The sequence below is a fragment of the Streptomyces araujoniae genome (assembly GCF_050871195.1).
Taxonomy (GTDB): domain Bacteria; phylum Actinomycetota; class Actinomycetes; order Streptomycetales; family Streptomycetaceae; genus Streptomyces; species Streptomyces bacillaris.
In genome coordinates, this window is record NZ_CP194070.1 from 1,101,271 (window position 1) to 1,122,938 (window position 21,668).

Genomic DNA, 21,668 nt, shown 5'->3' on the forward strand with positions numbered 1-21,668 from the left:
CGCGCCCCTCTCCGTACACCTGCGACGGGACCGTGCGTACGGGGCGCCACCCCCGTACGCACGGTCCCGGGCCGGCTCCGGCCTACCGGCGGGCGTCGGCCCAGGCCTGCTGGGCCTCCAGGTCCTTCTTCACCTCGGCCAGCTGGACGGCGACGGCGGAGGGGGCCGTGCCGCCCCGGCCGCTGCGGGAGGCGAGGGCGCCGCGCACGTCGAGGACGGTGCGGACCTCCGGCGTCAGGTGCTCGGAGATCTTCGCGAACTGCTCGTCGGTGAGCTGGTCCAGCTCGATGCCGTGCTGCTCGCACTCCTTGACGCAGGCGCCCGCGACCTCGTGGGCGACCCGGAAGGGCACGCCCTGGCGGACCAGCCACTCCGCGATGTCGGTGGCGAGCGAGAACCCCGCCGGGGCCAGCTCCTCCATCCGCTCGCGGTTGACGGTGAGCGTGGCCATCATGCCGGTGAAGGCGGGGAGCAGGACTTCGAGCTGGTCGCAGGAGTCGAAGACGGGCTCCTTGTCCTCCTGGAGGTCCCGGTTGTAGGCGAGCGGGAGCGCCTTGAGCGTGGCGAGGAGGCCGGTCAGATTGCCGATGAGGCGGCCGGACTTGCCCCGGGCCAGCTCCGCGATGTCCGGATTCTTCTTCTGCGGCATGATCGAGGAGCCGGTGGAGAAGGCGTCGTGGAGGGTGACGAAGGAGAACTCCTTCGTGTTCCAGATGATGATCTCCTCCGCGATCCGGGAGAGGTTGACGCCGATCATCGCGGTGATGAAGGCGAACTCCGCGACGAAGTCCCGCGAGGCGGTGCCGTCGATGGAGTTGCCGACCGAACCGTGCTCGAAGCCGAGGTCGGCGGCGACCGCCTCCGGGTCGAGCCCGAGCGAGGAGCCGGCGAGCGCCCCGGAGCCGTACGGGGAGACGGCCGTGCGCGCGTCCCACTGGCGCAGCCGCTCGGCGTCCCGGGAGAGGGACTGCACATGGGCGAGCACATGGTGGGCGAAGAGCACCGGCTGGGCGTGCTGGAGGTGGGTGCGGCCGGGCATCGCCACGTCCGGGTGGGCCTCCGCGAGGCCGACCAGGGCGCCCTGGAGGTCCGCGATCAGGCCGCCGATGGTCCGGGCGTGGTCGCGCAGGTACATCCGGAAGAGCGTGGCGATCTGGTCGTTCCGGGACCGCCCGGCGCGCAGCTTGCCGCCGAGGTCGGGGCCGAGCCGCTCCAGGAGCCCGCGCTCCAGGGCGGTGTGGACGTCCTCGTCGGCGATGGTCCCGGTGAAGGAGCCGTCCGCGACATCGGCTTCGAGCTGGTCGAGCCCGGCGAGCATCCGGTTCAGCTCGTCCTCGGTGAGCAGGCCCGCCTTGTTCAGGACGCGGGCGTGGGCGCGGGAGCCGGCGATGTCGTAGGGGGCGAGCCGCCAGTCGAAGTGGACGGAGGCGGAGAGCTTGGCCAGCGCCTCGGCCGGTCCGTCGGCGAAACGCGCGCCCCAGAGCCGGACGTCACCGTTGTTGCTGCTCACTGCGTGCTCCTCAAAAGGCAAAGGCGTGGGGCCGGGGTGCGGATATGCGGCCGCCTCCCTGCCACGTGACGACGGGGAGGCGGCTGTACAACGAGAAGGGGTCGGGCGAGGTGCGCGTCAGGCTATGCCTGCAGGTCCCGCTTGGCGGCGATCTTCGAGGAGAGGCCGAAGATCTCGATGAAGCCCTGCGCCTTGGACTGGTCGAAGGTGTCGCCCGAGTCGTAGGTGGCGAGGTTGAAGTCGTAGAGCGACTCCTCGGACTTCCGGCCGGTGACGACGGCCCGGCCGCCGTGCAGGGTCATCCGGATGTCGCCGGTCACGTGCTGGTTGGCCTCGTTGATGAAGCCGTCCAGGGCCCGCTTGAGCGGGGAGAACCACAGGCCGTCGTAGACCATCTCGCCCCACCGCTGCTCGACCTGCCGCTTGTAGCGGGCCAGCTCGCGCTCGACGGTGACGTTCTCCAGCTCCTGGTGGGCGGTGATCAGCGCGATCGCGCCGGGCGCCTCGTACACCTCACGGGACTTGATGCCCACGAGCCGGTCCTCGACCATGTCGATCCGGCCGATGCCCTGGGCGCCGGCCCGCTCGTTGAGCTGCTGGATCGCCTGGAGGACGGTGACGGGCCGGCCGTCGATGGCGACCGGGACACCCTCCTTGAAGGAGATGACGACCTCGTCGGCCTCGCGCGGGGTGGCGGGGTTGGAGGTGTACTCGTAGATGTCCTCGATCGGCGCGTTCCAGATGTCCTCCAGGAAGCCCGTCTCGACGGCCCGTCCGAAGACGTTCTGGTCGATGGAGTACGGCGACTTCTTGGTGGTGGCGATCGGGAGGTTCTTCTCCTCGCAGAAGGCGATGGCCTTGTCCCGGGTCATCGCGTAGTCCCGGACCGGGGCGATGCACTTGAGGTCGGGACCGAGCGCGGAGATACCGGCCTCGAAGCGGACCTGGTCGTTGCCCTTGCCGGTGCAGCCGTGGGCGACGATCCCGGCGTCGTGCTTCCGGGCGGCGGCGACGAGGTGCTTGACGATGGTCGGCCGGGAGAGGGCCGAGACCAGCGGATAGCGGTCCATGTAGAGGGCGTTGGCCTTGATCGCCGGGAGGCAGTACTCCTCGGCGAACTCGTCCTTGGCGTCCGCGACCTCGGCTTCGACGGCACCGCAGGCGAGCGCGCGCTTGCGGATGACGTCCAGGTCCTCGCCGCCCTGGCCGACGTCCACGGCAACGGCGATGACCTCGGCGCCCGTCTCCTCGGCGATCCAGCCGATGGCGACGGAGGTGTCCAGGCCGCCCGAGTAGGCGAGTACGACGCGCTCGGTCACGGGTTTCTCCTTACGGTGCAATCACTGATGGGTATAACTATGCAGTGGTCCGTATGCTTTGTCAAAGCGGCAGGTCAGGGCGGCGGGCCCAGGTGCATCGCCCGCGGATGGCAGCACTGGGCCGTACGGAGCAGGTCCGGTGGGGCGTCGGTCCCGGTCGCCGTACGGTCCGGACATGCGCCGACCTCTGCCGACCCTCGCCGTCCTCCTCGCCCTGGCCACCGGCTCCCTCGGGGCCGCGCCCGCCGACACCCCGCCGCCGCTCCCGTACCGGCTGGCGGACACCGGCGGCGGCTCGCAGCTGATCACGGCCGAGGCCCCCGGTACCGGCTCGACCACCGGCACGGTGACCTGGTGGGAGCGGCGCGGGGGCCGGTGGGCGGAGAAGGGCTCCGCCCCCGCGCGGTTCGGGGCGAACGGGCTGGCCGAGGGGGCGGGCCGGGAACAGGGCACCGGCACCACGCCGACGGGGCTGTACGACCTGCCGTACGCGTTCGGCATCGAGGACGCCCCGGCGGGGACGCGGTATCCGTACCGCAAGGTGAACGAGGACTCGTGGTGGTGCCAGGACAACGCCTCGCGCGCGTACAACCGCTGGGTGGAGCCCCGGCCGGACCACTGCCGGGCGGACGAGGCCGAGCACCTGGTCACGTACGGGACGCAGTACGCCCGGGCGCTGGTGATCGGCTTCAACTACGACCGTCCGGTGCGCGGCCGGGGCGCCGGGATCTTCCTCCATGTGAACGGGCGCGGGGCGACGGCGGGTTGCGTCTCGGTCCCGGCGGAGGCCATGGCGGAGATCCTGGCCTGGGTGCGGCCGGAGCGGCGGCCGCACATCGCGGTCGGGACCTCGTCGGGCCCGACCGCGATCACGCGCTACTAGGGCCTGTCGTCGAACTGCCGTCGTCGCCCGGAGGGCGGCCGTGCGACGGGCCGGCCCTGGTTCTCCGGCTCAGCGGTCGTTCTGAGCGAGCCTCAGCAGATGGTCGGCGAGCGCCTGGCCGCCGCTCGGGTCGCGGCTGATGAGCATCAGCGTGTCGTCGCCCGCGATGGTGCCGAGGATGTCGTGCAGTTCGGCCTGGTCGATGGCCGAGGCGAGGAACTGGGCGGCGCCCGGCGGCGTACGGAGCACCACCAGGTTGGCCGACGCCTCGGCCGAGATGAGCAGTTCGGCCGAGAGCCGGCGCATCCGCTCCTCCTTGGCCGAGCCGCCGAGCGGGGCCTGCGGGGTGCGGAAGCCGCCCTCGCTGGGCACCGCGTAGATCAGCTCGCCGCCGGTGTTGCGGATCTTGACCGCGCCCAGCTCGTCCAGGTCGCGGGAGAGCGTCGCCTGGGTGACGCTCAGCCCGTCGTCCGCGAGGAGCTTGGCCAGCTGGCTCTGCGAGCGGACCGGCTGCCGGTTCAGGATGTCCACGATCCGGCGGTGGCGGGCGGTGCGGGTCTGCGGCACGGACGGCCCGCCGTGCTCGGTCTCCTGCGCCTCGGTCATCGTCGTCGCCTCATTCTCCGGAGGGTCATGCTCCGGATCGTCCGTCCCCGTGTGCCGCGTCGAGAGCGCCCGGCAGGATCTCCAGGAACGCGTCCACCTCCGCGTCACCGATGATCAGCGGCGGCATGAGCCGTACGACATCGGGGGCGGGCGCGTTCACCAGGAGGCCGGCTCCCTGGGCCGCCTGCTGCACCTGCGGTGCGAGGGGTCCGGTGAGCACGATACCCAGCAGCAGCCCGCTGCCGCGGACATGGGAGACCAGCGGGTGTCCGAGCGCCTCCACGCCGTCGCGGATCCTCTCCCCGAGCCGCTTGACCTGGTCGAGCACGCCGTCGGCCGCGAGGGTGTCCAGGACGGCGAGTCCGGCGGCGCAGGCGACCGGGTTGCCGCCGAAGGTGGTGCCGTGGTGACCGGGCTTCAGCAGGTCGGCGGCCGGGCCGAAGGCGACGGTCGCACCGATCGGCAGCCCGCCGCCGAGCCCCTTGGCGAGGGTGACGATGTCCGGCTCGACGCCTTGGTGGGCCTGGTACTCGAACCACTGGCCGCAGCGCCCGATCCCGGTCTGCACCTCGTCCAGGACGAGGAGGGTGCCGGTGGCGCGGGTGATCTCGCGGGCGGCTTCCAGGTAGCCCTTGGGCGGGACGACGACGCCGTTCTCGCCCTGGACCGGTTCGATGATCACCAGTGCGGTGTCGGTGGTGACGGCCGCGCGCAGGGCGTCCACGTCCCCGTAGGGGACATGGGTGACATCACCGGGGAGCGGGCGGAACGGCTCCTGCTTGCCGGGCTGGCCGGTCAGCGCGAGCGCGCCCATCGTCCGGCCGTGGAAGCCGCCGTCGGTGGCGACCATGTGGGTGCGCCCGGTGAGCCGGCCGATCTTGAACGCGGCTTCGTTGGCCTCCGCGCCGGAGTTGGCGAAGAAGACCCGGCCCTGGCGGCCGAAGAGCTGGAGCAGCCGCTCCGCGAGGGCGACCGGCGGTTCGGCGATGAACAGGTTCGACACATGGCCGAGGGACGCCACCTGGGTGGAGACGGCCTCGACGACGGCCGGGTGCGCGTGGCCGAGGGCGTTGACCGCGATGCCGCCGACGAAGTCGAGGTAGCGGGTGCCGTCGCCGTCCCAGACGTGCGCGCCCTCGCCGCGGACGAGGGGCAGGCGGGGGGTGCCGTAGTTGTCCATCAGCGCGCCCTGCCAGCGCGCGGTGAGTCCCGCGGCCTCGGCTCCGGTGCCGGTCGTCATGATTCCCCCAGTCCGGGCAGTTCGGGCCCTGTGTGTACGGCGATGGGAGCGTCGGGCACGACCATCGTGCCGATGCCCTCGTCGGTGAAGATCTCCAGCAGGATCGAGTGCTGGACCCGGCCGTCGATGACCCGGGCGGTCTCGACGCCGTTGCGTACGGCGTGGAGGCAGCCCTGCATCTTGGGGACCATGCCGCTGGACAGCTCGGGCAGCAGCTTCTCCAGCTCGCTCGCGGTGAGCCTGCTGATCACGTCGTCGCTGTTGGGCCAGTCCTCGTACAGCCCCTCGACGTCCGTGAGGACCATCAGCGTCTCGGCGTTCAGGGCGGCGGCGAGCGCCGCGGCCGCGGTGTCGGCGTTGACGTTGTAGACGTGGTGGTCGTCGGCGGAGCGGGCGATGGAGGAGACGACCGGGATGCGGCCGTCGTCCAGCAGCGCCTGGATGGCCCCGGTGTCGATGGCGGTGATCTCCCCGACCCGGCCGATGTCGACGGACTCGCCGTCGATGGTGGGCCGGTGCTGGGTGGCGGTGATGGTGTGGGCGTCCTCGCCGGTCATGCCGACGGCGAGGGGGCCGTGCTGGTTGAGGAGGCCGACCAGTTCGCGCTGGACCTGTCCGGCGAGGACCATCCGTACGACGTCCATCGCCTCGGGCGTGGTGACGCGCAGCCCGGCCTTGAACTCGCTGACCAGGCCCTGCTTGTCGAGCTGGGCGCTGATCTGGGGGCCGCCGCCGTGCACGACGACGGGCTTGAGACCGGCGTGGCGCAGGAAGACGACGTCCTGGGCGAACGCGGCCTTCAGCTCCTCGTCGATCATGGCGTTGCCGCCGAACTTGATGACGACCGTCCTGCCGTGGTGCCGGGTCAGCCAGGGCAGCGCCTCGATGAGGGTCTGCGCCTTCGGGAGTGCGGTGTGCTTCCGCGCCGTCGTCATGAGCTGTACGCGCTGTTCTCGTGGACGTAGTCCGCGGTGAGGTCGTTGGCCCAGATGACGGCGGACTCGGTGCCCGCCGCGAGGTCGGCGGTGACCTTGACCTCCCGGTAGCGCATGTCGACGAGGTCGCGGTCCTCCCCCACGCCGCCGTTCTTGCAGACCCAGACGTCGTTGATGGCCACGTTGAGCTGGTCCGGCTCGAAGGCGGCCTTCGTCGTGCCGATCGCGGAGAGGACACGGCCCCAGTTGGGGTCCTCGCCGTGGATGGCGCACTTGAGGAGGTTGTTGCGGGCGATGGAGCGGCCGACCTCGACGGCGTCGTCCTCGGTGGCCGCGTTGATCACCTCGATCCGGATGTCCTTGGAGGCGCCCTCGGCGTCCCCGATGAGCTGCCGGGCGAGGTCGGCGCAGACGGCGCGTACGGCTTCGGCGAACGCGTCCTGCTCCGGGGTGATGCCGCTGGCGCCGGAGGCGAGGAGCAGCACGGTGTCGTTGGTGGACATGCAGCCGTCGGAGTCGACCCGGTCGAAGGTGGTCCGGGTGGCCTCGCGGAGGGCGGCGTCCAGTTGCGGGGCGGCCACGTCGGCGTCGGTGGTGAGGACGACGAGCATGGTGGCGAGGCCCGGGGCGAGCATGCCGGCGCCCTTGGCCATGCCTCCGACGGTCCAGCCGTCGCCGCCCGCGACGGCGGTCTTGTGGACGGTGTCGGTGGTCTTGATGGCGATGGCGGCCTTCTCGCCGCCGTGCTCGCTGAGGGCGGCGGCGGCCTGCTCGATGCCGGGGAGGAGCTTGTCCATGGGGAGCAGGAGCCCGATGAGCCCGGTGGAGGCGACGGCCACCTCTCCCGCGCTGTGCCCCTCCAGCACCTCGGCGACCTTCTCCGCCGTGGCGTGGGTGTCCTGGAACCCCTTGGGTCCCGTACAGGCGTTGGCGCCACCGGAGTTGAGGACGACGGCGGTGACCGCGCCGCCCTTGAGGACCTGCTCCGACCAGAGCACGGGCGCGGCCTTGACGCGGTTGGAGGTGAAGACGCCCGCGGCGGCGCGACGCGGCCCGTGGTTGACCACGAGGGCCAGGTCCGGGTTACCGCTCTCCTTGATCCCCGCGGCGATGCCCGCCGCCGAGAATCCCTGTGCTGCCGTGACGCTCACTGCATCTCCTTCTTCGCTTCTCCGACCGCGCGGCGCGGCGCGGCTCTCCTGGCCCTCGGCGGCCCGGCGGCCGCGCGCTCGACGCTCACGGTGCGACGCCGATCGTCGAGAGGCCGGTGTCCTCGGGCAGCCCGAGGGCGATGTTCATACTCTGGAGGGCGCCGCCCGCGGTGCCCTTGGCCAGGTTGTCGATGGCGGCGACGACGACGATCCGCCCGGCGGCGGGGTCGTACGCGACCTGGATCTGCACGGCGTTGGAGCCGTACACGGAGGCGGTGGCGGGCCACTGCCCCTCGGGCAGGAGATCGACGAACGGCTCGTCCGCGAACGCCTTCTCGTACACCGCGCGCAGGCCCTCCGCGCTCACACCCGGCGTGGCCTTCGCGCTGCACGTGGCGAGGATGCCGCGCGCCATGGGGGCGAGGGTGGGCGTGAAGGAGACGGTGACCGGCCGGCCTGCGGCGGCGCTGAGGTTCTGGATCATCTCGGGCGTGTGGCGGTGGCCGCCGCCGACGCCGTACGGGGTCATGTTGCCCATCACCTCGGAGCCGAGCAGGTGCGGCTTGGCCGCCTTGCCCGCCCCGGAGGTGCCGGACGCGGCGACGACGACGGCCTCCGGCTCGGCGATACCGGCCGCGTACGCCGGGAAGAGCGCGAGCGAGACGGCGGTCGGATAGCACCCCGGCACGGCGATCCGCTTCACCCCGGCGAGCGCGCCCCGCCCGCCCGGCAGCTCGGGCAGCCCGTAGGGCCAGGTCCCGGCGTGCGGGGACCCGTAGAACGTCTCCCAGTCCCCCGCGTCCTTGAGCCGGAAGTCGGCCCCCATGTCGACCACGAGCACCTCGTCCCCGAGCTGCTCGGCCACGGCGGCGGACTGCCCGTGCGGGAGCGCCAGGAAGACGACGTCGTGCCCGGCGAGCACCTCGGCGGTGGTGGGCTCCAGCACCCGGTCGGCCAGCGGCCGCAGATGCGGCTGGAGCGAGCCGAGGGTCTGGCCCGCGTTGGAGTGCCCGGTGAGCGCCCCGATCTCGACCCCGGGGTGCGCGAGCAGAAGTCGGAGCAGCTCACCACCGGCGTATCCGCTCGCCCCTGCGACTGCTGCGCGTACCACCATCGGAATCCTCCTCGTTGATGGCATGACTATACGCATGACTGCACTTTTATGCAATCAGGGGGTGAATCGCTGCACTCCTGGTCGAGACCCGGCGTGCCGGCGACGGCCCGAGCTTGCTCGCGGCAGCGCGGGGAGCGCCTCGGGCGGTGAGCACCCCGGGCTTGACGCTCAGTCGCACGTTCCGGCGTATCGGCCGGCTGCGGGGCCGTGGGCCCGACCGCCCTGCAGCGCGGGCCCGCGACCAGGCTCCGGCCCCATGACGGCCACCGCCCCCTCGCTGGTGGCACTCGGCCGGGGACTGCTGCGCGTCGGGCTCCGCACCCCTCCCCACTGACCTGAGGCACATGGCCGTATGGCTGAACGCCGAAGCGGATCACATCTGGCTGCACGCCGACGCCGAGGTCATCGACACCACGCGCCCCCGACACCCGCCGAGGCCGCCCGGCGAATCGTCGAGGACGTGATGAACTGACGCTGCGTCAAGGCATGTTGTAGCGCACCAGAGCCCTGGCGACCGGTTCGCCGCTGCGCTCGGCGTACGTCATCCGTTCGCGGACCTCCCGCAGCGTGCGGGGGCGGTAACCGGGGCCACCGCAGCAGCTCTTGTGGAAGCCGACGTCGGCGTTCAGCAGCACGGTCAGCGTCCGCCAGGCCGCCGTGTCCCGTCGGCGGGGCGGGGCGAACGCCGAGCCCGCGTGGATCAGCGGCTCGGCGCAGCGCGGGCAACTCCGCTGCCTCGTGCGGTCGTAGGGCTGCTTGTACGACGCCCGGCAGGCGAGGCAGACGTACGAGGTTCTCGCGGTGGCCATGGGGCCAGCCCAGGAATCCCGTCACCGGGTGGCCAGCGAGTTCCGGCGCGCGCGGTCACCGGCAGTCGCAGCCGGTGGCGTGGAGCAGGAGGGACACCGCCGTCGCCGCGGTGCCCGTGGACCCGGTCACCTCCGGGGCAGCGAGGCGCCGACGGGGGACGCCCGCGGCGCAACGAGGCGTAACGGAGGGCTGGGACGGCCTGCCGAGTCGGTGGTGTCGCCGTGGAGCCCTCACCAGTAGCCGTCCGCACGTGTCGCCGTGGAGCTCTCACCCGCAACTGTCCGCACGTGTCGCCGTGGAACTCTCGCCCGCAGCCGTCCGCACGTGTCGCCTGGGAACTCTCGCCCGCAGCCGTCCGCACGGCCGGAATACCGCGGCAGGGACCGAGTCCCCCTACCGACCCCGCGGCTTTCCGCGCTTGCCCGCCGTCCTGCTGCCGCCCTTCGGGACGCCCGCGCGGCGGCCGGAGCCGGGCTGCTGGGCGGTCTGCCTGCCCTGCTGCTTTCCGCCGGAGGCCGGCTTGCCGGAGCGCTTCGGCTGGGGCTTGGCCTTCGGCGTCTGCTGCTGGGCCGCGCGGCCGCGGGTGCTGTTGACCGTGCGCCCCCGGACGATGCCGATGAACTCCTCCACCAGATCCGGCGTGGGTTCCTCCTGCGGCCACGACAGGGCGACGCGGGACTCGGGGGCCTCCGGGACCGGGCGGTAGGTGAGGTCCTTGCGGTGGTGGAGGCGGGCCAGGGACTGCGGGACCAGGAGGACGCCCACGCCCGCCGCCACCAGCTCGATCGCGTCCGCCGTGGTGGCCGGGCGCTCGATCGCGGGGCGGCCGGGGAGGGTCTCCCAGTCCAGGACGTCGTCGAGCGGGTGCAGGACGATCTCGTCGGCCAGGTCGGGGAGCGTGACCTCCTCCGCGGCGGTGGCGGTGTGGTCCTTGGGGATCACCACGACCGTCGTCTCGGTGTAGAGGGGGATCGCGCTGAGGACGTCCCGGTCGACCGGGAGCCGTACGAGTCCGGCCTCCGCACCGCCGTCCGCCAGCAGCCGGCCCGCGTCGGCCGGGGGGACCTGGACCAGCTCCAGGGGGGTGCCGGGCAGCCGCTCGTGCCAGACCCTCACCCACTTGGCGGGCGTCACACCGGGTACGTACGCGAGCCTGAAGGATGAGGGTGTGTCCGAGCCTGTCACGGGTTCAGGCTACCGGTCCGTGGTCGGAGGTATGTCCTGTGGTCGATACCCTGGACCCATGACGTCGCACAAGACCGCCCAGACCATGAAGCCCGCCACCGCGGCGAAGAAGCTGGGTGTGTACCTCCAGGCCACCCCCGCCGAGTTCCAGGAGGGTGCCGTCTCGCGCACCGAGCTGAACACCCTCCAGACCGACCCGCCCGCCTGGCTGGTCGAGCTGCGCCGCACCGGGCCGCACCCCCGTCCCGTCGTCGCGGCGAAGCTCGGCGTCTCCATCGCGGGGCTGGCCCGCGGCGGGGTCACCGACGCCCTCACCACCGAGCAGATCGACGCCCTCAAGGCCGAGATGCCCGAGTGGCTCCAGAAGGAGCGGGCGACCCAGGCGGAGGTCCGCAAGGAGACCGCCCGCATCAAGGAGCGCAACGCGGAGCGGGCCGCCCGGTCGGACTGACTTCCGGTCGGACTGACCGGGAGCCGGTCTGGAGGGCCGTAGGACAACGGGAAGCCCGGCCGACGCGATGGCGTCGGCCGGGCTTCCGTGCGTGCGGGCCCGAGGGCCCGTACGTCGGTCAGAGAACGCCGGACTCGGCGATGGTGACCTTGGCGCGGGTGCGGCCGCTGGAGGAGCCCAGCGCCTCGATCTTGCGGACCAGGGCCATGCTGTCGTCGTCGGCGACCTCACCGAAGACCACGTGCTTGCCGTCCAGCCACGGGGTCAGCACCGTGGTGATGAAGAACTGCGAGCCGTTGGTGTTCGGGCCGGCGTTGGCCATCGAGAGCAGGCCCACGCGGTCGTGCTTGAGCTTGAAGTTCTCGTCGGCGAACTTCTCGCCGTAGATGCTCTTGCCGCCGGTGCCGTCGCCGCGGGTGAAGTCGCCGCCCTGGAGCATGAAGTCCGTGATGACACGGTGGAAGGACGAGCCGGCGTAGCCGAAGCCCTTCTCGCCGGTGGCGAGCGCGCGGAAGTTCTCCGTCGTCTTGGGGACGACGTCGTCGAACAGGTTGAACGTGATCCGCCCAGCGGGCGCGTCGTCGATGGTGATGTCGAAGTAGACCTTGGTTGTCATGGTGACATCCTCACATTCCTGGCAACCGCAGGTGAAACCCGGGTTGGGTCGGCGGTGGGGAATGTCGCGCTCCGGTCATCCCCGGGCGGTGTCTCCGAGGGCCGCGTACACCGCGTCCACCAGGGCCGTCTTCCGGGGGTCGTCGGCCACGCCCGCCCCCATCCGGTTCATGACGTACCCGAGGGCGATGCCCGCTTCCGGGTCGGCCAGCCCGCAGGAGCCGCCCGCGCCGTCGTGGCCCATCGCCCGCGGGTTGGGCCCGTAGGAGCGGTTGCGGCCGCTCAGCCAGAGGCCGAGCGCGATCTCCGTCTCCTGGGCGAAGGCGTCACCGAGGACCAGGTCGCGGCAGGCGCCCTGGCTCTCGCGGACGCGTTCGACGGCCTGCTCGGAGAGGATCCGGCGGCCGTCCAGGGTGCCGCGTCCGGCGAGGATCCCGTAGAGCGCGGCGACCGCGCGGGCGGTGCCGTGGCCGTTGGCGGCGGGGATCTCGGCGGCGCGCCACCCGGGTGTGTTGGCGGCGGCCCGGCCGGTGGGCGGGTTGAGCAGGGAGGCGACGGCGACCGGCTCCATCCGGGCCAGGAGAGCGGCCTGGGCGGCGCGGTCGGTGCGTTCCTGGACGAGTTCGGCGAGCCGGTGGGTCTCCTTCTCCGGGAGGCCGAAGGTGAAGTCGATGCCGAGCGGTCCGGTGATCTCCTGCCGCAGGAACTCCCCCGGCGGCACCCCCGTGACCCGGCGGACCACCTCACCGACGAGGAATCCGTACGAGATCGCGTGGTAGCCCGACCGGGTCCCCGGCTCCCACCAGGGGGCGGTGGCGGCGAGCCGCGCGCAGGTGAGCTCCCAGTCGTACAGGTCGTCCAGCGTGTGCGGTACGTCGATCCCGGCGACCCCGGAGCGGTGCGAGAGGAGGTGGCGTACGGGAACGGCCTCCTTGCCGGCCGCCGCGAACTCCGGCCAGTACGTGGCCACGGGGGCGTCCAGGTCGAGCAGGCCCCGGTCCGCGAGGAGGTGGGCGCAGAGGGCGGTGGGGCCCTTGCTCGTGGACCAGACGTTGACCAGGGTGTCCCGCTCCCAGGGGCGGGTGCGGGCCTCGTCGGCCCAGCCGCCCCAGAGGTCCACCACGGGCCGGCCGTCGAGGAGGACGGTGACGGCGGCGCCGAGTTCGCCGCGGGCCGTGAAGTTCTCCTCGAAGGCCTCCCGGACCCGGGTGAACCGGTCGTCGCAGTGGCCGTGGACCTGTGCCATGGGGCTCCCTCGGTACGGTGCGGGATCGGTGTCCCCGCAACGTACCGACCGGTCGGGCCGGAGGGAAGAGCGGGCCCTGCGGAGGGGCCCTGCGGAGGGGCCCTGCGGAGGTCGGCGGAGGTCAGGGGAGCTCAGCGGAGGCCGGACTCCAGGCTGAGGCTCCAGCGGCCGGGGGAACCGGCGAGCGTGATCGTGGAGAGCGGGCGGACGTCCACGTTCCAGTACGCGGTCGGCGGCACGTTCAGCGCGTAGACCAGGGCCGCCCGGATCGCGGCGGGCTCCGCGACCGCGACGATGAAGCCGTCGCAGACCGGGCGGGTGTCCAGCCAGCTCCCGATGCGCCCGATGAAGGCGAGGAGCGATTCCCCGCCGTGCGGGGCGCCGCCCGGGTCCGCGAACCAGGCGTCGACGGCGGCCGGTTCCCGGGCGGCCACCTCGGCCAGGGTCGCACCGCGCCAGCGGCCCATGTCGCAGTCGCGCAGGGCGGGCTGGGCCATCGGGGCGTAGCCGAGCGCGTCGGCGGTGGCGCGGCTGCGCGGGCTGGGTGAGCAGTACCGCAGTTCGGCCGCCCCGAGCGGGACCAGGGTGTGGGCGACGAGCTGCACCTCGTGCCAGCCGGCGTGGTCGAGCGGCCGGTCGTCGTCGAAGCGCTCGGCCAGGCGCGGCGAGGTGCGCGCCGCCGCGACCAGGGTGACCCGCTGCGTCATGGCCGGATGCGTCATGGCCGGATCGTGGTGCCGAACGACTGTCCGGTCAAGAGGGCACCTGTCGGGGGCCGCCCCAGACGTTCGCCGGGGGTGTGGGGCGGTCCGGCCGGGCGGGGGTGGGGCGGTTCGCCCGGGCGCGTGGGGCGAGGCTGCACGACTGCCGGGGTCGCGGTGGGCGCGGGGCGGTCCGGCCGGGTGGGTGGGGCGAGGCTGCGCGACTGCCGGGGTCGCGGTGGGCGCGGGGCGGTCCGGCCGGGTGGGTGGGGTGGACCGTCCGACCGCCGCCCCGCGCCACCGTCACCCGCCCGGCGCCTCCCCCGGCCCCCGCGACCCGGCGTAGGCCGCGTCGTACGCCGTACGGAGCCGGCGCACGCCCTCCGCGATCTCGCCCGGCCCGGAGACCGCGGCGAAGCTCAACCGCACGTGGCCTGCCGGGGGTTCGGCACAGAAGTACGGGGTGCCGGGGGCGATGGCGACCGAGGCCCGCAGGGCGGCGGAGGTGACGGCCGTCTCGTCGGGGGCCGTTCCCGCGCCGGTCGCCGGGATGCGGAGCCAGAGGCTGCCGCCGCCCGCCGGGACGTGGGGCAGGGCGAGGGCGGGCAGTTCGGAGCGCAGGGCGGTGGCCATCACCGTACGGCGGCCGCGCAGCTCCGCCGCCACCGCGGCCAGGTGGCGGCCCCACGCCGGGGAGCCGACGAGTTCGAGCGCGGCCTCCTGGAGCGGCCTGGGGACGAAGAAGCTGTCGACGACCTGGATGGCGCGGAGGCGTTCGAGGACCGGGCCCCGGGCGGCCAGGGCGCCGACCCGGAGGCTGGGCGAGGTGACCTTGGTGAGCGAGCAGACGTGGACGACCACCCCGTCGGGGTCGTCGGCGGCCAGCGGCGGCGGAAGCGGTCCGGCGTCCTCGTGAACCAGCCGGCGGGCGAAGTCGTCCTCGATGACGAACGCCCCGGCCGCCCGGGCGATCGCCAGGACCTCGGGACGGCGGGCGGGGGCGAGGGTGGCCCCGGTGGGGTTCTGGAAGAGCGGCTGGGTGACGAGGACCCGGGCCCCGGTGGCGCGGAAGGCGTCGGCGAGCAGTTCGGGCCGGATACCGTCCGCGTCCATCGGGACCGGGACCGGGCGCAGCCCCGTGGCGCGGGCGACCGCGAGCATGCCGGGGTAGGTGGGTGACTCGACGAGGACCGGGGCGCCGGGCGGGGCGAGCGCGCGCAGGGCGGTGGCCAGGGCGCTCTGGCCGCCCGCGGTGATCAGGACGTCGGCGCCGGAGACCGCGGGGCCGATCTCGCGGGCGAACCAGGAGCGCAGTTCGGGCAGTCCGTCCGTGGGCGGCCGCCCCCAGGCCCCCGGGCGGCGTCCGGCCCGGGCGAGGGCGGCGGAGAGGGCCCGCTCCGGCTGGAGGTCGGCGTGCAGATAGCCGCCGTTGAACTCGATGGTGCCGGGCGGCGGCGCGGCGAGGGTGGCCAGCACTCCGGAGGCGTCGACCGTACGGGGCACGACCTCGGGTCCGCCGTCGCCGCTCAGCGACACCTCCTGCCAGGAGGTGTCCCCGGGGGCGGGCACCTCGGCCCGGGGTTCGGCCCGGAAGGCACCCGAGCCGGGGCGGGTGGTGACCAGTCCCTCGGCGGCGAGCTGGGCGATGGCGCGGGAGACCGTGACGGGGCTGACCCGGAAGCGTTCGACGAGGGCACGACTGGAGGGCAGCTTTCCACCGGGTGAGTAGCGGTTCAGCTCGGCACGGAGGGAAGTGACCAGCTCGGCCACGCTGCTACGCTCTTGCATGAGAGCAAAGGATAGCGCTACCGGTTCCGGAGCGATAGCGGTCGAGGGTGGTACGGAGACCGTCCCGGGCCCGCCCACAGCCCCGGCCCCGACCGCGGGCACCGCCCTGGCCGCAGGCGCCGCCCCGGCGCCGGCCGGTGGGACCACCCCGACCGACGGCACCGCCCCGGCCGCCGCAGGCACCTCCCCGGGCCCGGCCCCGGTCCGGGCCATCCCGGCCCCGGTCCCGTCCGCGCCGCAGCCCGGCCCCAAGGCCTCCGCCCGCCGGGGCACGTTCCTCGCCTCGCTCGGCGTCGTGGCGTTCTCGCTCACCTTCCCCTCCACCGCCTGGGGCCTGGAGAGCTTCGGCCCCTGGTCCCTCGTCGCCCTGCGCTCCACGCTCGCCGCCCTCATCGCGGGCTGCTTCCTGCTGGCCGTGCGGGCGCCGGTGCCCGAGCGCCGCCACTGGGCCGGGCTCGCGGTGGTGGCGGGCGGGGTGGTCGTCGGGTTCCCGCTGCTGACGACCCTGGCGCTGCAGACCTCCACCACCTCGCACGCCGCCGTGGTGGTGGGGCTGCTGCCTCTGACGACCGCCGTGCTGGGGTCGCTCCGTACCGGGGAGCGCCCTTCCCGTACGTTCTGGGTCGCGGCCCTCGCCGGGGCCGCCGTCGTCATCGGCTTCACCGTGCAGCAGAGCGGCGGGGCCCTGACCTCGGGCGATCTCTATCTCTTCGGGGCGCTGCTGGTGTGCGCCGCCGGGTACACCGAGGGCGGCCGGCTGGCCCGGGTGATGCCGGGGTGGCAGGTGATCGGCTGGGCCCTGATGCTCTGCCTGCCGTTCGCGGTGGCGGGCAGCGCGGTGGCCCTGCCGCTGGAGCCGGTCCGCCTCACCACGCACGGCGTGCTCGGCCTGGTCTGGGTGGCCGCCGGGTCGACCTTCTTCGGGCTGTACGTCTGGTACAAGGGCATGGCCGCGATCGGCGTCCCCCGGGCCAGCCAACTCCAGCTCGCGCAACCGCTGCTGACGCTGGCGTGGTCCGTCCTGCTGCTCGGCGAGGAGGTGTCGGCGGCGGCCCCCCTCGCGGCGGTCGCGGTGCTGGTCTGCATCGCCGCCACCCAGCGGTCCGGGCGGCGCGTCGTCCAGCGCATCGAGGCGCCCGGGGACCGGCCCCCGCGGTGAGGGGAGAGGGAACGGGGCCGGGGCCGAGCCGCCCCGGCCCCTCGCTGCCGCCGCTCGCGGCCGCCTCCCGGCCGGCACCGGACCGCTCAGCGCGGGGCGCGCACCCGGTCCTGGTAGTGGTCGGCCACCACCCGGGCCATCGCGCCGATCCGGTCCGCCGCCACGTGCTTGGCGGAGAAGAAGATGTGCCCGGCCACCTCCCCGTGGTCGCGGGCGAGCGTGAGGTGGCGGGAGAGTTCCGCCGGGTCCTGCCAGGGCGCGGCCTGGGCCGGGTCGCCCGCCTTGTAGAGCGCCTCCCCCACGTACAGGCCCACCCCCGTGCCCCGTACGGTCGCGTCCCACCAGGCGAGGACCTTGGCGTAGTCGGCGGCCGTCTGGCCGATGTGCCAGTAGATCTGCGGGCAGATGTAGTCGATCCAGCCCTCCTTGACCCATCTACGGGTGTCGGCGTGCAGGTCGTCGTAGGTCTCGACGCCCGCCCGGGTGTCGGATCCCGCCGGGTCGGTGGCCTTGTTCCGCCAGACGGCGAAGGGGCTGATGCCGAACCGGACGCCCTGCCGGGTCTGCCGGATCCGCTCCCCCATCTCCCGCACCAGCCGGTCCACGTTGTCCCGGCGCCAGGCGGCCCTGTCCGCGAAGGCGGAGCCGTACCGCTCGTAGGCGGCGTCGTCCTGGAACTCCTGGCCCGCCACCGGATACGGGTAGAAGTAGTCGTCCCAGTGGACCGCGTCGATCTCGTAGCGGCGGACGGCGTCCAGCATGGCGTCCTGGACGAACCGGCGGACCTCCGGAAGGCCGGGGTTGTAGTAGAGCTTCCCGCCGTACGGAAGGACCCACTCCGGGTGCCGCCGGGCGGGGTGGGAGGCGGCGAGCCGGGTGGGGTCCGTGTGGTTGGCCACCCGGTACGGGTTGAACCAGGCGTGCAGCTCCAGGCCCCGGTCGTGCGCCTCGCGGACGGCCGTGGCGAGCGGGTCCCACCCCGGGTCCTGGCCCTGGACTCCGGTCAGGCAGTCGGCCCACGGTTCGTACGGGGAGGGCCAGAGGGCGTCCGCGGTGGGGCGGACCTGGAACACCACCGCGTTGAGCCGCAGCCGGACGGCCCGGTCGAGATGGGCGATCAGCTCGGTCCGCTGGGCCGCCGCCGTCAGCCCCGGCCTGGAGGGCCAGTCCAGGTTGGCGACCGTGGCGATCCAGACGCCGCGCAGTTCGCCCCGCGCGAGGCGGTCCTCGCCGCCGCCCCCGCCCCGTACGGAAGGGGCCGTTGCCATCGCCGCCGCGTCACCGCCCGTCGTCATCGCCGCCACCAGTCCCGCCGCGCCCGCCACCAGCGACCGCCGGGTCATTCCTCCACGTCCACCGCGTCCACGTCGCATACGCCACTCGTCCCTTCACGTCGACCGTCACCCCCATCGCTGTACGTAACCGGATGATGCCCGTTCGTAGCCCTCCGACCCGCGGGTCGTCGGGGCCGGATCGCGGAGTAACGTCGTGGGGTCGAGGCGGGCACCGGAATCACACGGGACCCTGCAATGCGGAGAACAGCGAAAGGCACGAGGTGACGGACTCTATGGCCGACATTGCACGCGTCGGGGTGGTGGGCTGTGGCCAGATGGGCGCAGGGATCGCGGAGGTGTGCGCCCGCAGCGGCCTCGAGGTCAAGGTCGCCGAGACCACCGGCGAGGCGCTGGAGATCGGCCGCACCCGGCTGCACAACTCCCTCTCGAAGGCCGCCGAACGCGGCAAGATCACCGAGCAGGAGCGGGACGAGACCCTCGGCCGCCTCAGCTTCACCACCGACCTCGGGGAGTTCGCGGACCGCGACCTCGTCATCGAGGCCGTCGTGGAGAACGAGCAGGTCAAGACGGAGATCTTCCAGGTCCTGGACCAGGTGGTGGTCCGGCAGGACGCGATCCTCGCCTCCAACACCTCCTCCATCCCGCTGGTGAAGCTGGCCGTCGCCACCTCGCGCCCGGACCGGGTCATCGGCATCCACTTCTTCAACCCGGCGCCCGTCCAGAAGCTGGTCGAGCTGATCCCGGCGCTGACCACCTCGGACGAGACCGTCAAGCGCGCCGAGGCCGTGGTCCACGACGTGCTGGGCAAGCACGCGATCCGCGCCCAGGACCGGTCGGGCTTCGTGGTGAACGCGCTGCTGATCCCGTACCTGCTCTCCGCGATCCGGATGTTCGAGTCGGGCATCGCGAGCCGCGAGGACATCGACAACGGCATGGAGATGGGCTGCGCCCACCCGATGGGGCCGCTGAAGCTCGCGGACCTGATCGGCCTGGACACCGTGGCCTCGGTCGCGGACTCGATGTACGCGGAGTACAAGGAGCCGCTGTACGCCGCTCCCCCGCTGCTCCAGCGCATGGTCGACGCGGGGCGCCTGGGGCGCAAGACGGGGTCGGGGTTCTACCCGTACGCCTGAGCCTCCCCCGTCACTTCGTGGAGCCGGTCCCGGACGATCCCGGGGCCGGCTCCTCGTGCGTAGGGAGCGGGCCCGTGCCTCTCCCGCGTACGGGGGCGAGGCCCGAGTCCTCCTCGTGCGTAGGGGGCGGGACCCGAGTCCTCCTCGGTGTACGGGGGCGGGGTCCGTGTCCTCCTTCGCGTACGGGAGCGGGCCCGTGAACGCCCCTCAGCCCAGCCGCAGGTGGTGCAGCATCAGCAGCGCCGCCGCCATGTTGGCCGCGGGCACCTCCCCCCGGGCGATCATGTCCGGGATCACCTTCAGCGGTATCCACTCACGGCGCGAGGACTCGAAGGCGTCCTTCGGCGGGCCCGTGTACTGCCCCTCCTCCGCCCAGAAGAGGTGGTGGCGGGCGTCGGTGAGGCCGTTGGCGGGCTCCACGGTGAGGAGCGGGCGCAGCGGGCCTGGGCGCCAGCCGGTCTCCTCCTCCATCTCGCGGGCCGCCGCCGCCGCGATGTCCTCGCCGTCGTCCACGACCCCGGCGGCCAGCTCCCACCCCCAGCTGTCGGTGATGAAGCGGTGGCGCCACAGGAGCAGCACCTCGTCCGCCCCGTTGACGACGGTGGCCGCGGCGACCGGGCGGAGCCGGATGACGAAGTGGTCGAGATGGCTGCCGTCGGGCAGCTCGACATCCGCCAGGTTCACCCGGAACCAACGGTTCTCGTACACCTTCTGTTCGTTCAGGTTCGTCCACTGCACGTTTCTGCCGCCTTTCGACATGTTGGGGGCAACATGCCAGCAGGGTCGGCCGCGAAGCGGAACGAACGACGGGGTGCGCGGCGCAGCTCACAGAGGCACGCGGAGCGCCCCGCCGATGAGATCGGCCGTCTGTACGGCGTCGGCGCAGCCGCTCTCCGCCAGCTCCCGCCCCACCTGGCGCAGCCGGTCGCGCATCCGCTGGGACTCCATCCCCCGGGCCCGCTCGGCCATTTCGGCCGCCGTACCGGCTGCTCGGTCCGGTTCGCCCTGGAGCAGCTCGATATGGCTGAGCATCGCGAGCCGGTGGACGCGCCCCCGGTCGTGCGCCGGGGCGCGCACGGCGGAGGCCGCGTGCTCCCGTGCCGCGTCCAGGTCCCCCAGGCTGAGCAGCGCCTCCGCCACCTGGACGTCGACCAGGCCCGGCTGGACGTATCCGGTCTCGTCCGGCTCCCGCCCGGTGTGGATCCGGTCCGCCTGCGCCTGGGCCCGCGCGATGCGGGCGCGGGCGCCCGCCGCGTCACCGAGCTGTGCGTACGCCTTGGCCTGCATGGCGTGGAGGTCGGCGGCGAGGGCCGGGGTGATGTGGTCCCCGGCGGCCCGCAGCGCGGCCTCGGCGAAGGCGATGGAGCGGCGGTGTTCCCCGAGGAAGAGCGACTGGGTGGTCAGCAGGGCGATCACATAGCCGCCGAGCGCCCGGTCGCCGCTGGACTTGGCGAGCCGCAGCGCCTGGTGGAAGTAGCGCTGGGCGAGACCGTGGGCGTCGGAGTCGTACGCGCAGATGCCGGCCACCGCCACCAGGGCCGCCGTCGCCCGGTGGAGCCGGCGGCCGAGGGCGTCGCTGTGGCCGCCGCGGAGCAGGGGCGCGGCCTCGGCGTTGAGGAAGCGGACGATCCGGGGCCTGGTCGCGATGCCGCCCGCCTTGCGGTAGAGCTGCTCGTAGTGGTCGCGGGCGGAGCGGAGCGTCTCTATGTCGGCCATGCTGACCCGGCCGGGGCCCGGGCGGGAGACGTCGGTGTCCTCGGGCGGGTTCTCCCACTCCCAGACCGGCATCACCGCCGGGGTGCCGGTGACGGCGGGCACGGCGGCCAGGCCGGGGCGCTGCTGTTCGTCGGAGCGCCAGAGCGCGGTGGCCCGGTCGACGAAGCCGGAGAGGGAGGCCGGATGGGCGGCCGTCTCCGTGCCGCAGCCGCCGGAGGTTCCCATGCCGATGTCGTCGAGGGCGACCGGGCGGGCCAGCCGGGCGGCCAGCACCTCGCAGATCAGGTCGGGCACCTGGCCGCGCGGCCGCTGGCCCTTGAGCCAGCGGGAGACCGCCGTATGTTCGTAGCGCAGGCCCAGGCCCCTGGCCCGGCCCGCCCGGTTGACGTGACCGGCGAGCCCCGCCCGGGACATCCCGGCCTCGTCGATCAGGGATTCGAGCAGGACATTCGGCTCCATCGTCCCCCCAGATGCGTGTCGCAATGAGCCTAGTGGAGCACGATTCACACGGGGTGTGAACGGAATGCCCGAACCCTCCTGCTGTGCACTCTGCCGCGCGGGGACCGGGGTCGGTTGAATGGGCTCCCTCGCAAGAGGCGGCCGGGTCGTCGGCACCCCCTCGTAAGGCCTACGACCCGCACCCGCGCCGTCCGCACCGCCGGCCTGCCCGACACTCCGTGGCCGTGCGGACGGCGCCGGATCGCACGACCCACTGCCCAACGACGAAGGAGGGTGGCTGCGGGTCGGGACCGGAACCGCGCTTCCTCCCGGTTCCGTGTCCGGTCCGCGTGCGGTCCCTCCGCCGCCCGGC

The 21,668-nt window shown here is 73.3% G+C and carries 20 protein-coding genes; 4 read left to right on the forward strand and 16 right to left on the reverse strand.

What is annotated here, in order from left to right; all coding sequences use genetic code 11:
- Positions 1 to 82: 82 nt before the first annotated feature.
- Together argH and ACQ9ZG_RS04570 are read right to left on the reverse strand one after the other, a co-directional pair.
- A complete protein-coding gene (gene argH / locus ACQ9ZG_RS04565) occupies positions 83 to 1,510 on the reverse strand; it encodes an argininosuccinate lyase (RefSeq protein ID WP_109916867.1) in 1,428 nt (475 codons plus the stop codon).
- A 122-nt stretch (positions 1,511 to 1,632) separates the two neighbouring features.
- A complete protein-coding gene (locus ACQ9ZG_RS04570) occupies positions 1,633 to 2,829 on the reverse strand; it encodes an argininosuccinate synthase (protein WP_028420043.1) in 1,197 nt (398 codons plus the stop codon).
- Positions 2,830 to 3,004: 175 nt separating this feature from the next.
- Here ACQ9ZG_RS04570 and ACQ9ZG_RS04575 point away from each other — a divergent pair, with 175 nt between their 5' ends.
- Positions 3,005 to 3,712 carry a L,D-transpeptidase family protein gene (locus ACQ9ZG_RS04575; RefSeq protein WP_109916868.1) on the forward strand — a complete coding sequence of 236 codons (708 nt, stop codon included), beginning with the start codon at positions 3,005 to 3,007 and terminating at the stop codon, positions 3,710 to 3,712.
- Between the two features lie 69 nt (positions 3,713 to 3,781).
- Here ACQ9ZG_RS04575 and ACQ9ZG_RS04580 read toward each other — a convergent pair whose 3' ends face one another.
- From ACQ9ZG_RS04580 to ACQ9ZG_RS04610, 7 genes are all read right to left on the reverse strand, one after another.
- A complete protein-coding gene (locus tag ACQ9ZG_RS04580; protein WP_018491010.1) occupies positions 3,782 to 4,318 on the reverse strand; it encodes an arginine repressor in 537 nt (178 codons plus the stop codon).
- Between the two features lie 25 nt (positions 4,319 to 4,343).
- Positions 4,344 to 5,558: an acetylornithine transaminase gene (locus ACQ9ZG_RS04585; protein ID WP_109916869.1), complete on the reverse strand. Its 1,215-nt coding sequence runs from the start codon at positions 5,556 to 5,558 to the stop codon at positions 4,344 to 4,346.
- The gene (gene argB, locus ACQ9ZG_RS04590) at positions 5,555 to 6,493 is read right to left on the reverse strand and encodes an acetylglutamate kinase (protein WP_018491012.1); all 939 of its coding nucleotides are present in this window, start codon (positions 6,491 to 6,493) and stop codon (positions 5,555 to 5,557) included. Before argB ends, ACQ9ZG_RS04585 begins: the two co-directional genes overlap by 4 nt.
- On the reverse strand, positions 6,490 to 7,644 hold the full coding sequence (gene argJ / locus ACQ9ZG_RS04595) for a bifunctional glutamate N-acetyltransferase/amino-acid acetyltransferase ArgJ (protein WP_109916870.1): 1,155 nt from the start codon (positions 7,642 to 7,644) through the stop codon (positions 6,490 to 6,492). Before argJ ends, argB begins: the two co-directional genes overlap by 4 nt.
- Positions 7,645 to 7,729: 85 nt before the next feature.
- Positions 7,730 to 8,758: an N-acetyl-gamma-glutamyl-phosphate reductase gene (argC, locus tag ACQ9ZG_RS04600; RefSeq protein WP_109916871.1), complete on the reverse strand. Its 1,029-nt coding sequence runs from the start codon at positions 8,756 to 8,758 to the stop codon at positions 7,730 to 7,732.
- Between the two features lie 479 nt (positions 8,759 to 9,237).
- Entirely contained in the window at positions 9,238 to 9,567 is a 330-nt protein-coding gene (locus ACQ9ZG_RS04605; protein ID WP_109916872.1) for a deoxyxylulose-5-phosphate synthase, read from the reverse strand.
- Positions 9,568 to 9,961: 394 nt separating this feature from the next.
- Positions 9,962 to 10,753, reverse strand: a complete 792-nt coding sequence (locus ACQ9ZG_RS04610; protein ID WP_109916873.1) for a LysR family substrate-binding domain-containing protein — start codon at positions 10,751 to 10,753, stop codon at positions 9,962 to 9,964.
- A 58-nt stretch (positions 10,754 to 10,811) separates the two neighbouring features.
- On the opposite strand from ACQ9ZG_RS04610, the gene ACQ9ZG_RS04615 reads away from it, so the two are divergent.
- The gene (locus tag ACQ9ZG_RS04615; protein ID WP_109916874.1) at positions 10,812 to 11,204 is read left to right on the forward strand and encodes a DUF5997 family protein; all 393 of its coding nucleotides are present in this window, start codon (positions 10,812 to 10,814) and stop codon (positions 11,202 to 11,204) included.
- 118 nt (positions 11,205 to 11,322) lie between these two features.
- Here ACQ9ZG_RS04615 and ACQ9ZG_RS04620 read toward each other — a convergent pair whose 3' ends face one another.
- The 4 genes from ACQ9ZG_RS04620 to ACQ9ZG_RS04635 form a co-directional block, all read right to left on the reverse strand.
- Complete coding sequence (locus ACQ9ZG_RS04620) at positions 11,323 to 11,820, reverse strand: peptidylprolyl isomerase (protein ID WP_018487835.1); 498 nt, start codon at positions 11,818 to 11,820, stop codon at positions 11,323 to 11,325.
- 75 nt (positions 11,821 to 11,895) lie between these two features.
- Complete coding sequence (locus tag ACQ9ZG_RS04625; RefSeq protein ID WP_499279960.1) at positions 11,896 to 13,065, reverse strand: serine hydrolase domain-containing protein; 1,170 nt, start codon at positions 13,063 to 13,065, stop codon at positions 11,896 to 11,898.
- A 131-nt stretch (positions 13,066 to 13,196) separates the two neighbouring features.
- Complete coding sequence (locus tag ACQ9ZG_RS04630) at positions 13,197 to 13,772, reverse strand: histidine phosphatase family protein (protein WP_386694879.1); 576 nt, start codon at positions 13,770 to 13,772, stop codon at positions 13,197 to 13,199.
- Positions 13,773 to 14,069: 297 nt separating this feature from the next.
- Positions 14,070 to 15,554 (reverse strand): aminotransferase-like domain-containing protein, encoded by a 1,485-nt coding sequence (locus ACQ9ZG_RS04635; protein ID WP_499279962.1) that lies wholly within the window; start codon positions 15,552 to 15,554, stop codon positions 14,070 to 14,072.
- Between ACQ9ZG_RS04635 and ACQ9ZG_RS04640 the strand changes: the two genes are divergently transcribed.
- A complete protein-coding gene (locus ACQ9ZG_RS04640; RefSeq protein WP_499279963.1) occupies positions 15,553 to 16,713 on the forward strand; it encodes a DMT family transporter in 1,161 nt (386 codons plus the stop codon). The two genes, ACQ9ZG_RS04635 and ACQ9ZG_RS04640, sit on opposite strands and share 2 nt — an antisense overlap.
- Positions 16,714 to 16,799: 86 nt before the next feature.
- Here ACQ9ZG_RS04640 and ACQ9ZG_RS04645 read toward each other — a convergent pair whose 3' ends face one another.
- Positions 16,800 to 18,056, reverse strand: a complete 1,257-nt coding sequence (locus ACQ9ZG_RS04645) for a glycoside hydrolase family 10-like protein (protein WP_441350848.1) — start codon at positions 18,054 to 18,056, stop codon at positions 16,800 to 16,802.
- A 224-nt stretch (positions 18,057 to 18,280) separates the two neighbouring features.
- Between ACQ9ZG_RS04645 and ACQ9ZG_RS04650 the strand changes: the two genes are divergently transcribed.
- The gene (locus tag ACQ9ZG_RS04650) at positions 18,281 to 19,141 is read left to right on the forward strand and encodes a 3-hydroxybutyryl-CoA dehydrogenase (RefSeq protein WP_026237483.1); all 861 of its coding nucleotides are present in this window, start codon (positions 18,281 to 18,283) and stop codon (positions 19,139 to 19,141) included.
- A 207-nt stretch (positions 19,142 to 19,348) separates the two neighbouring features.
- On the opposite strand, the gene ACQ9ZG_RS04655 is transcribed toward ACQ9ZG_RS04650, so the two are convergent.
- Together ACQ9ZG_RS04655 and ACQ9ZG_RS04660 are read right to left on the reverse strand one after the other, a co-directional pair.
- On the reverse strand, positions 19,349 to 19,879 hold the full coding sequence (locus ACQ9ZG_RS04655; protein ID WP_109916377.1) for an NUDIX domain-containing protein: 531 nt from the start codon (positions 19,877 to 19,879) through the stop codon (positions 19,349 to 19,351).
- Positions 19,880 to 19,966: 87 nt separating this feature from the next.
- Positions 19,967 to 21,316, reverse strand: coding sequence for an NsdA family TPR-like regulatory protein (locus ACQ9ZG_RS04660; protein ID WP_099219563.1), 1,350 nt, complete (start codon positions 21,314 to 21,316; stop codon positions 19,967 to 19,969).
- Between the last annotated feature and the right edge of the window lie 352 nt (positions 21,317 to 21,668).

Excerpts from the sequence above, each read along its gene's own strand:
- ACQ9ZG_RS04640 (WP_499279963.1), top strand. The coding sequence starts at position 15,553 with ATGAGAGCAAAGGATAGCGCTACCGGTTCCGGAGCGATAGCGGTCGAG.
- ACQ9ZG_RS04620 (WP_018487835.1), bottom strand. The coding sequence starts at position 11,820 with ATGACAACCAAGGTCTACTTCGACATCACCATCGACGACGCGCCCGCT.
- ACQ9ZG_RS04580 (WP_018491010.1), bottom strand. The coding sequence starts at position 4,318 with ATGACCGAGGCGCAGGAGACCGAGCACGGCGGGCCGTCCGTGCCGCAG.
- argC (WP_109916871.1), bottom strand. The coding sequence starts at position 8,758 with ATGGTGGTACGCGCAGCAGTCGCAGGGGCGAGCGGATACGCCGGTGGT.
- ACQ9ZG_RS04645 (WP_441350848.1), bottom strand. The coding sequence starts at position 18,056 with ATGACCCGGCGGTCGCTGGTGGCGGGCGCGGCGGGACTGGTGGCGGCG.
- ACQ9ZG_RS04650 (WP_026237483.1), top strand. The coding sequence starts at position 18,281 with ATGGCCGACATTGCACGCGTCGGGGTGGTGGGCTGTGGCCAGATGGGC.
- ACQ9ZG_RS04635 (WP_499279962.1), bottom strand. The coding sequence starts at position 15,554 with ATGCAAGAGCGTAGCAGCGTGGCCGAGCTGGTCACTTCCCTCCGTGCC.
- ACQ9ZG_RS04630 (WP_386694879.1), bottom strand. The coding sequence starts at position 13,772 with ATGACGCAGCGGGTCACCCTGGTCGCGGCGGCGCGCACCTCGCCGCGC.
- ACQ9ZG_RS04615 (WP_109916874.1), top strand. The coding sequence starts at position 10,812 with ATGACGTCGCACAAGACCGCCCAGACCATGAAGCCCGCCACCGCGGCG.
- ACQ9ZG_RS04625 (WP_499279960.1), bottom strand. The coding sequence starts at position 13,065 with ATGGCACAGGTCCACGGCCACTGCGACGACCGGTTCACCCGGGTCCGG.
- argB (WP_018491012.1), bottom strand. The coding sequence starts at position 6,493 with ATGACGACGGCGCGGAAGCACACCGCACTCCCGAAGGCGCAGACCCTC.
- ACQ9ZG_RS04585 (WP_109916869.1), bottom strand. The coding sequence starts at position 5,558 with ATGACGACCGGCACCGGAGCCGAGGCCGCGGGACTCACCGCGCGCTGG.
- ACQ9ZG_RS04575 (WP_109916868.1), top strand. The coding sequence starts at position 3,005 with ATGCGCCGACCTCTGCCGACCCTCGCCGTCCTCCTCGCCCTGGCCACC.
- ACQ9ZG_RS04605 (WP_109916872.1), bottom strand. The coding sequence starts at position 9,567 with ATGGCCACCGCGAGAACCTCGTACGTCTGCCTCGCCTGCCGGGCGTCG.
- ACQ9ZG_RS04660 (WP_099219563.1), bottom strand. The coding sequence starts at position 21,316 with ATGGAGCCGAATGTCCTGCTCGAATCCCTGATCGACGAGGCCGGGATG.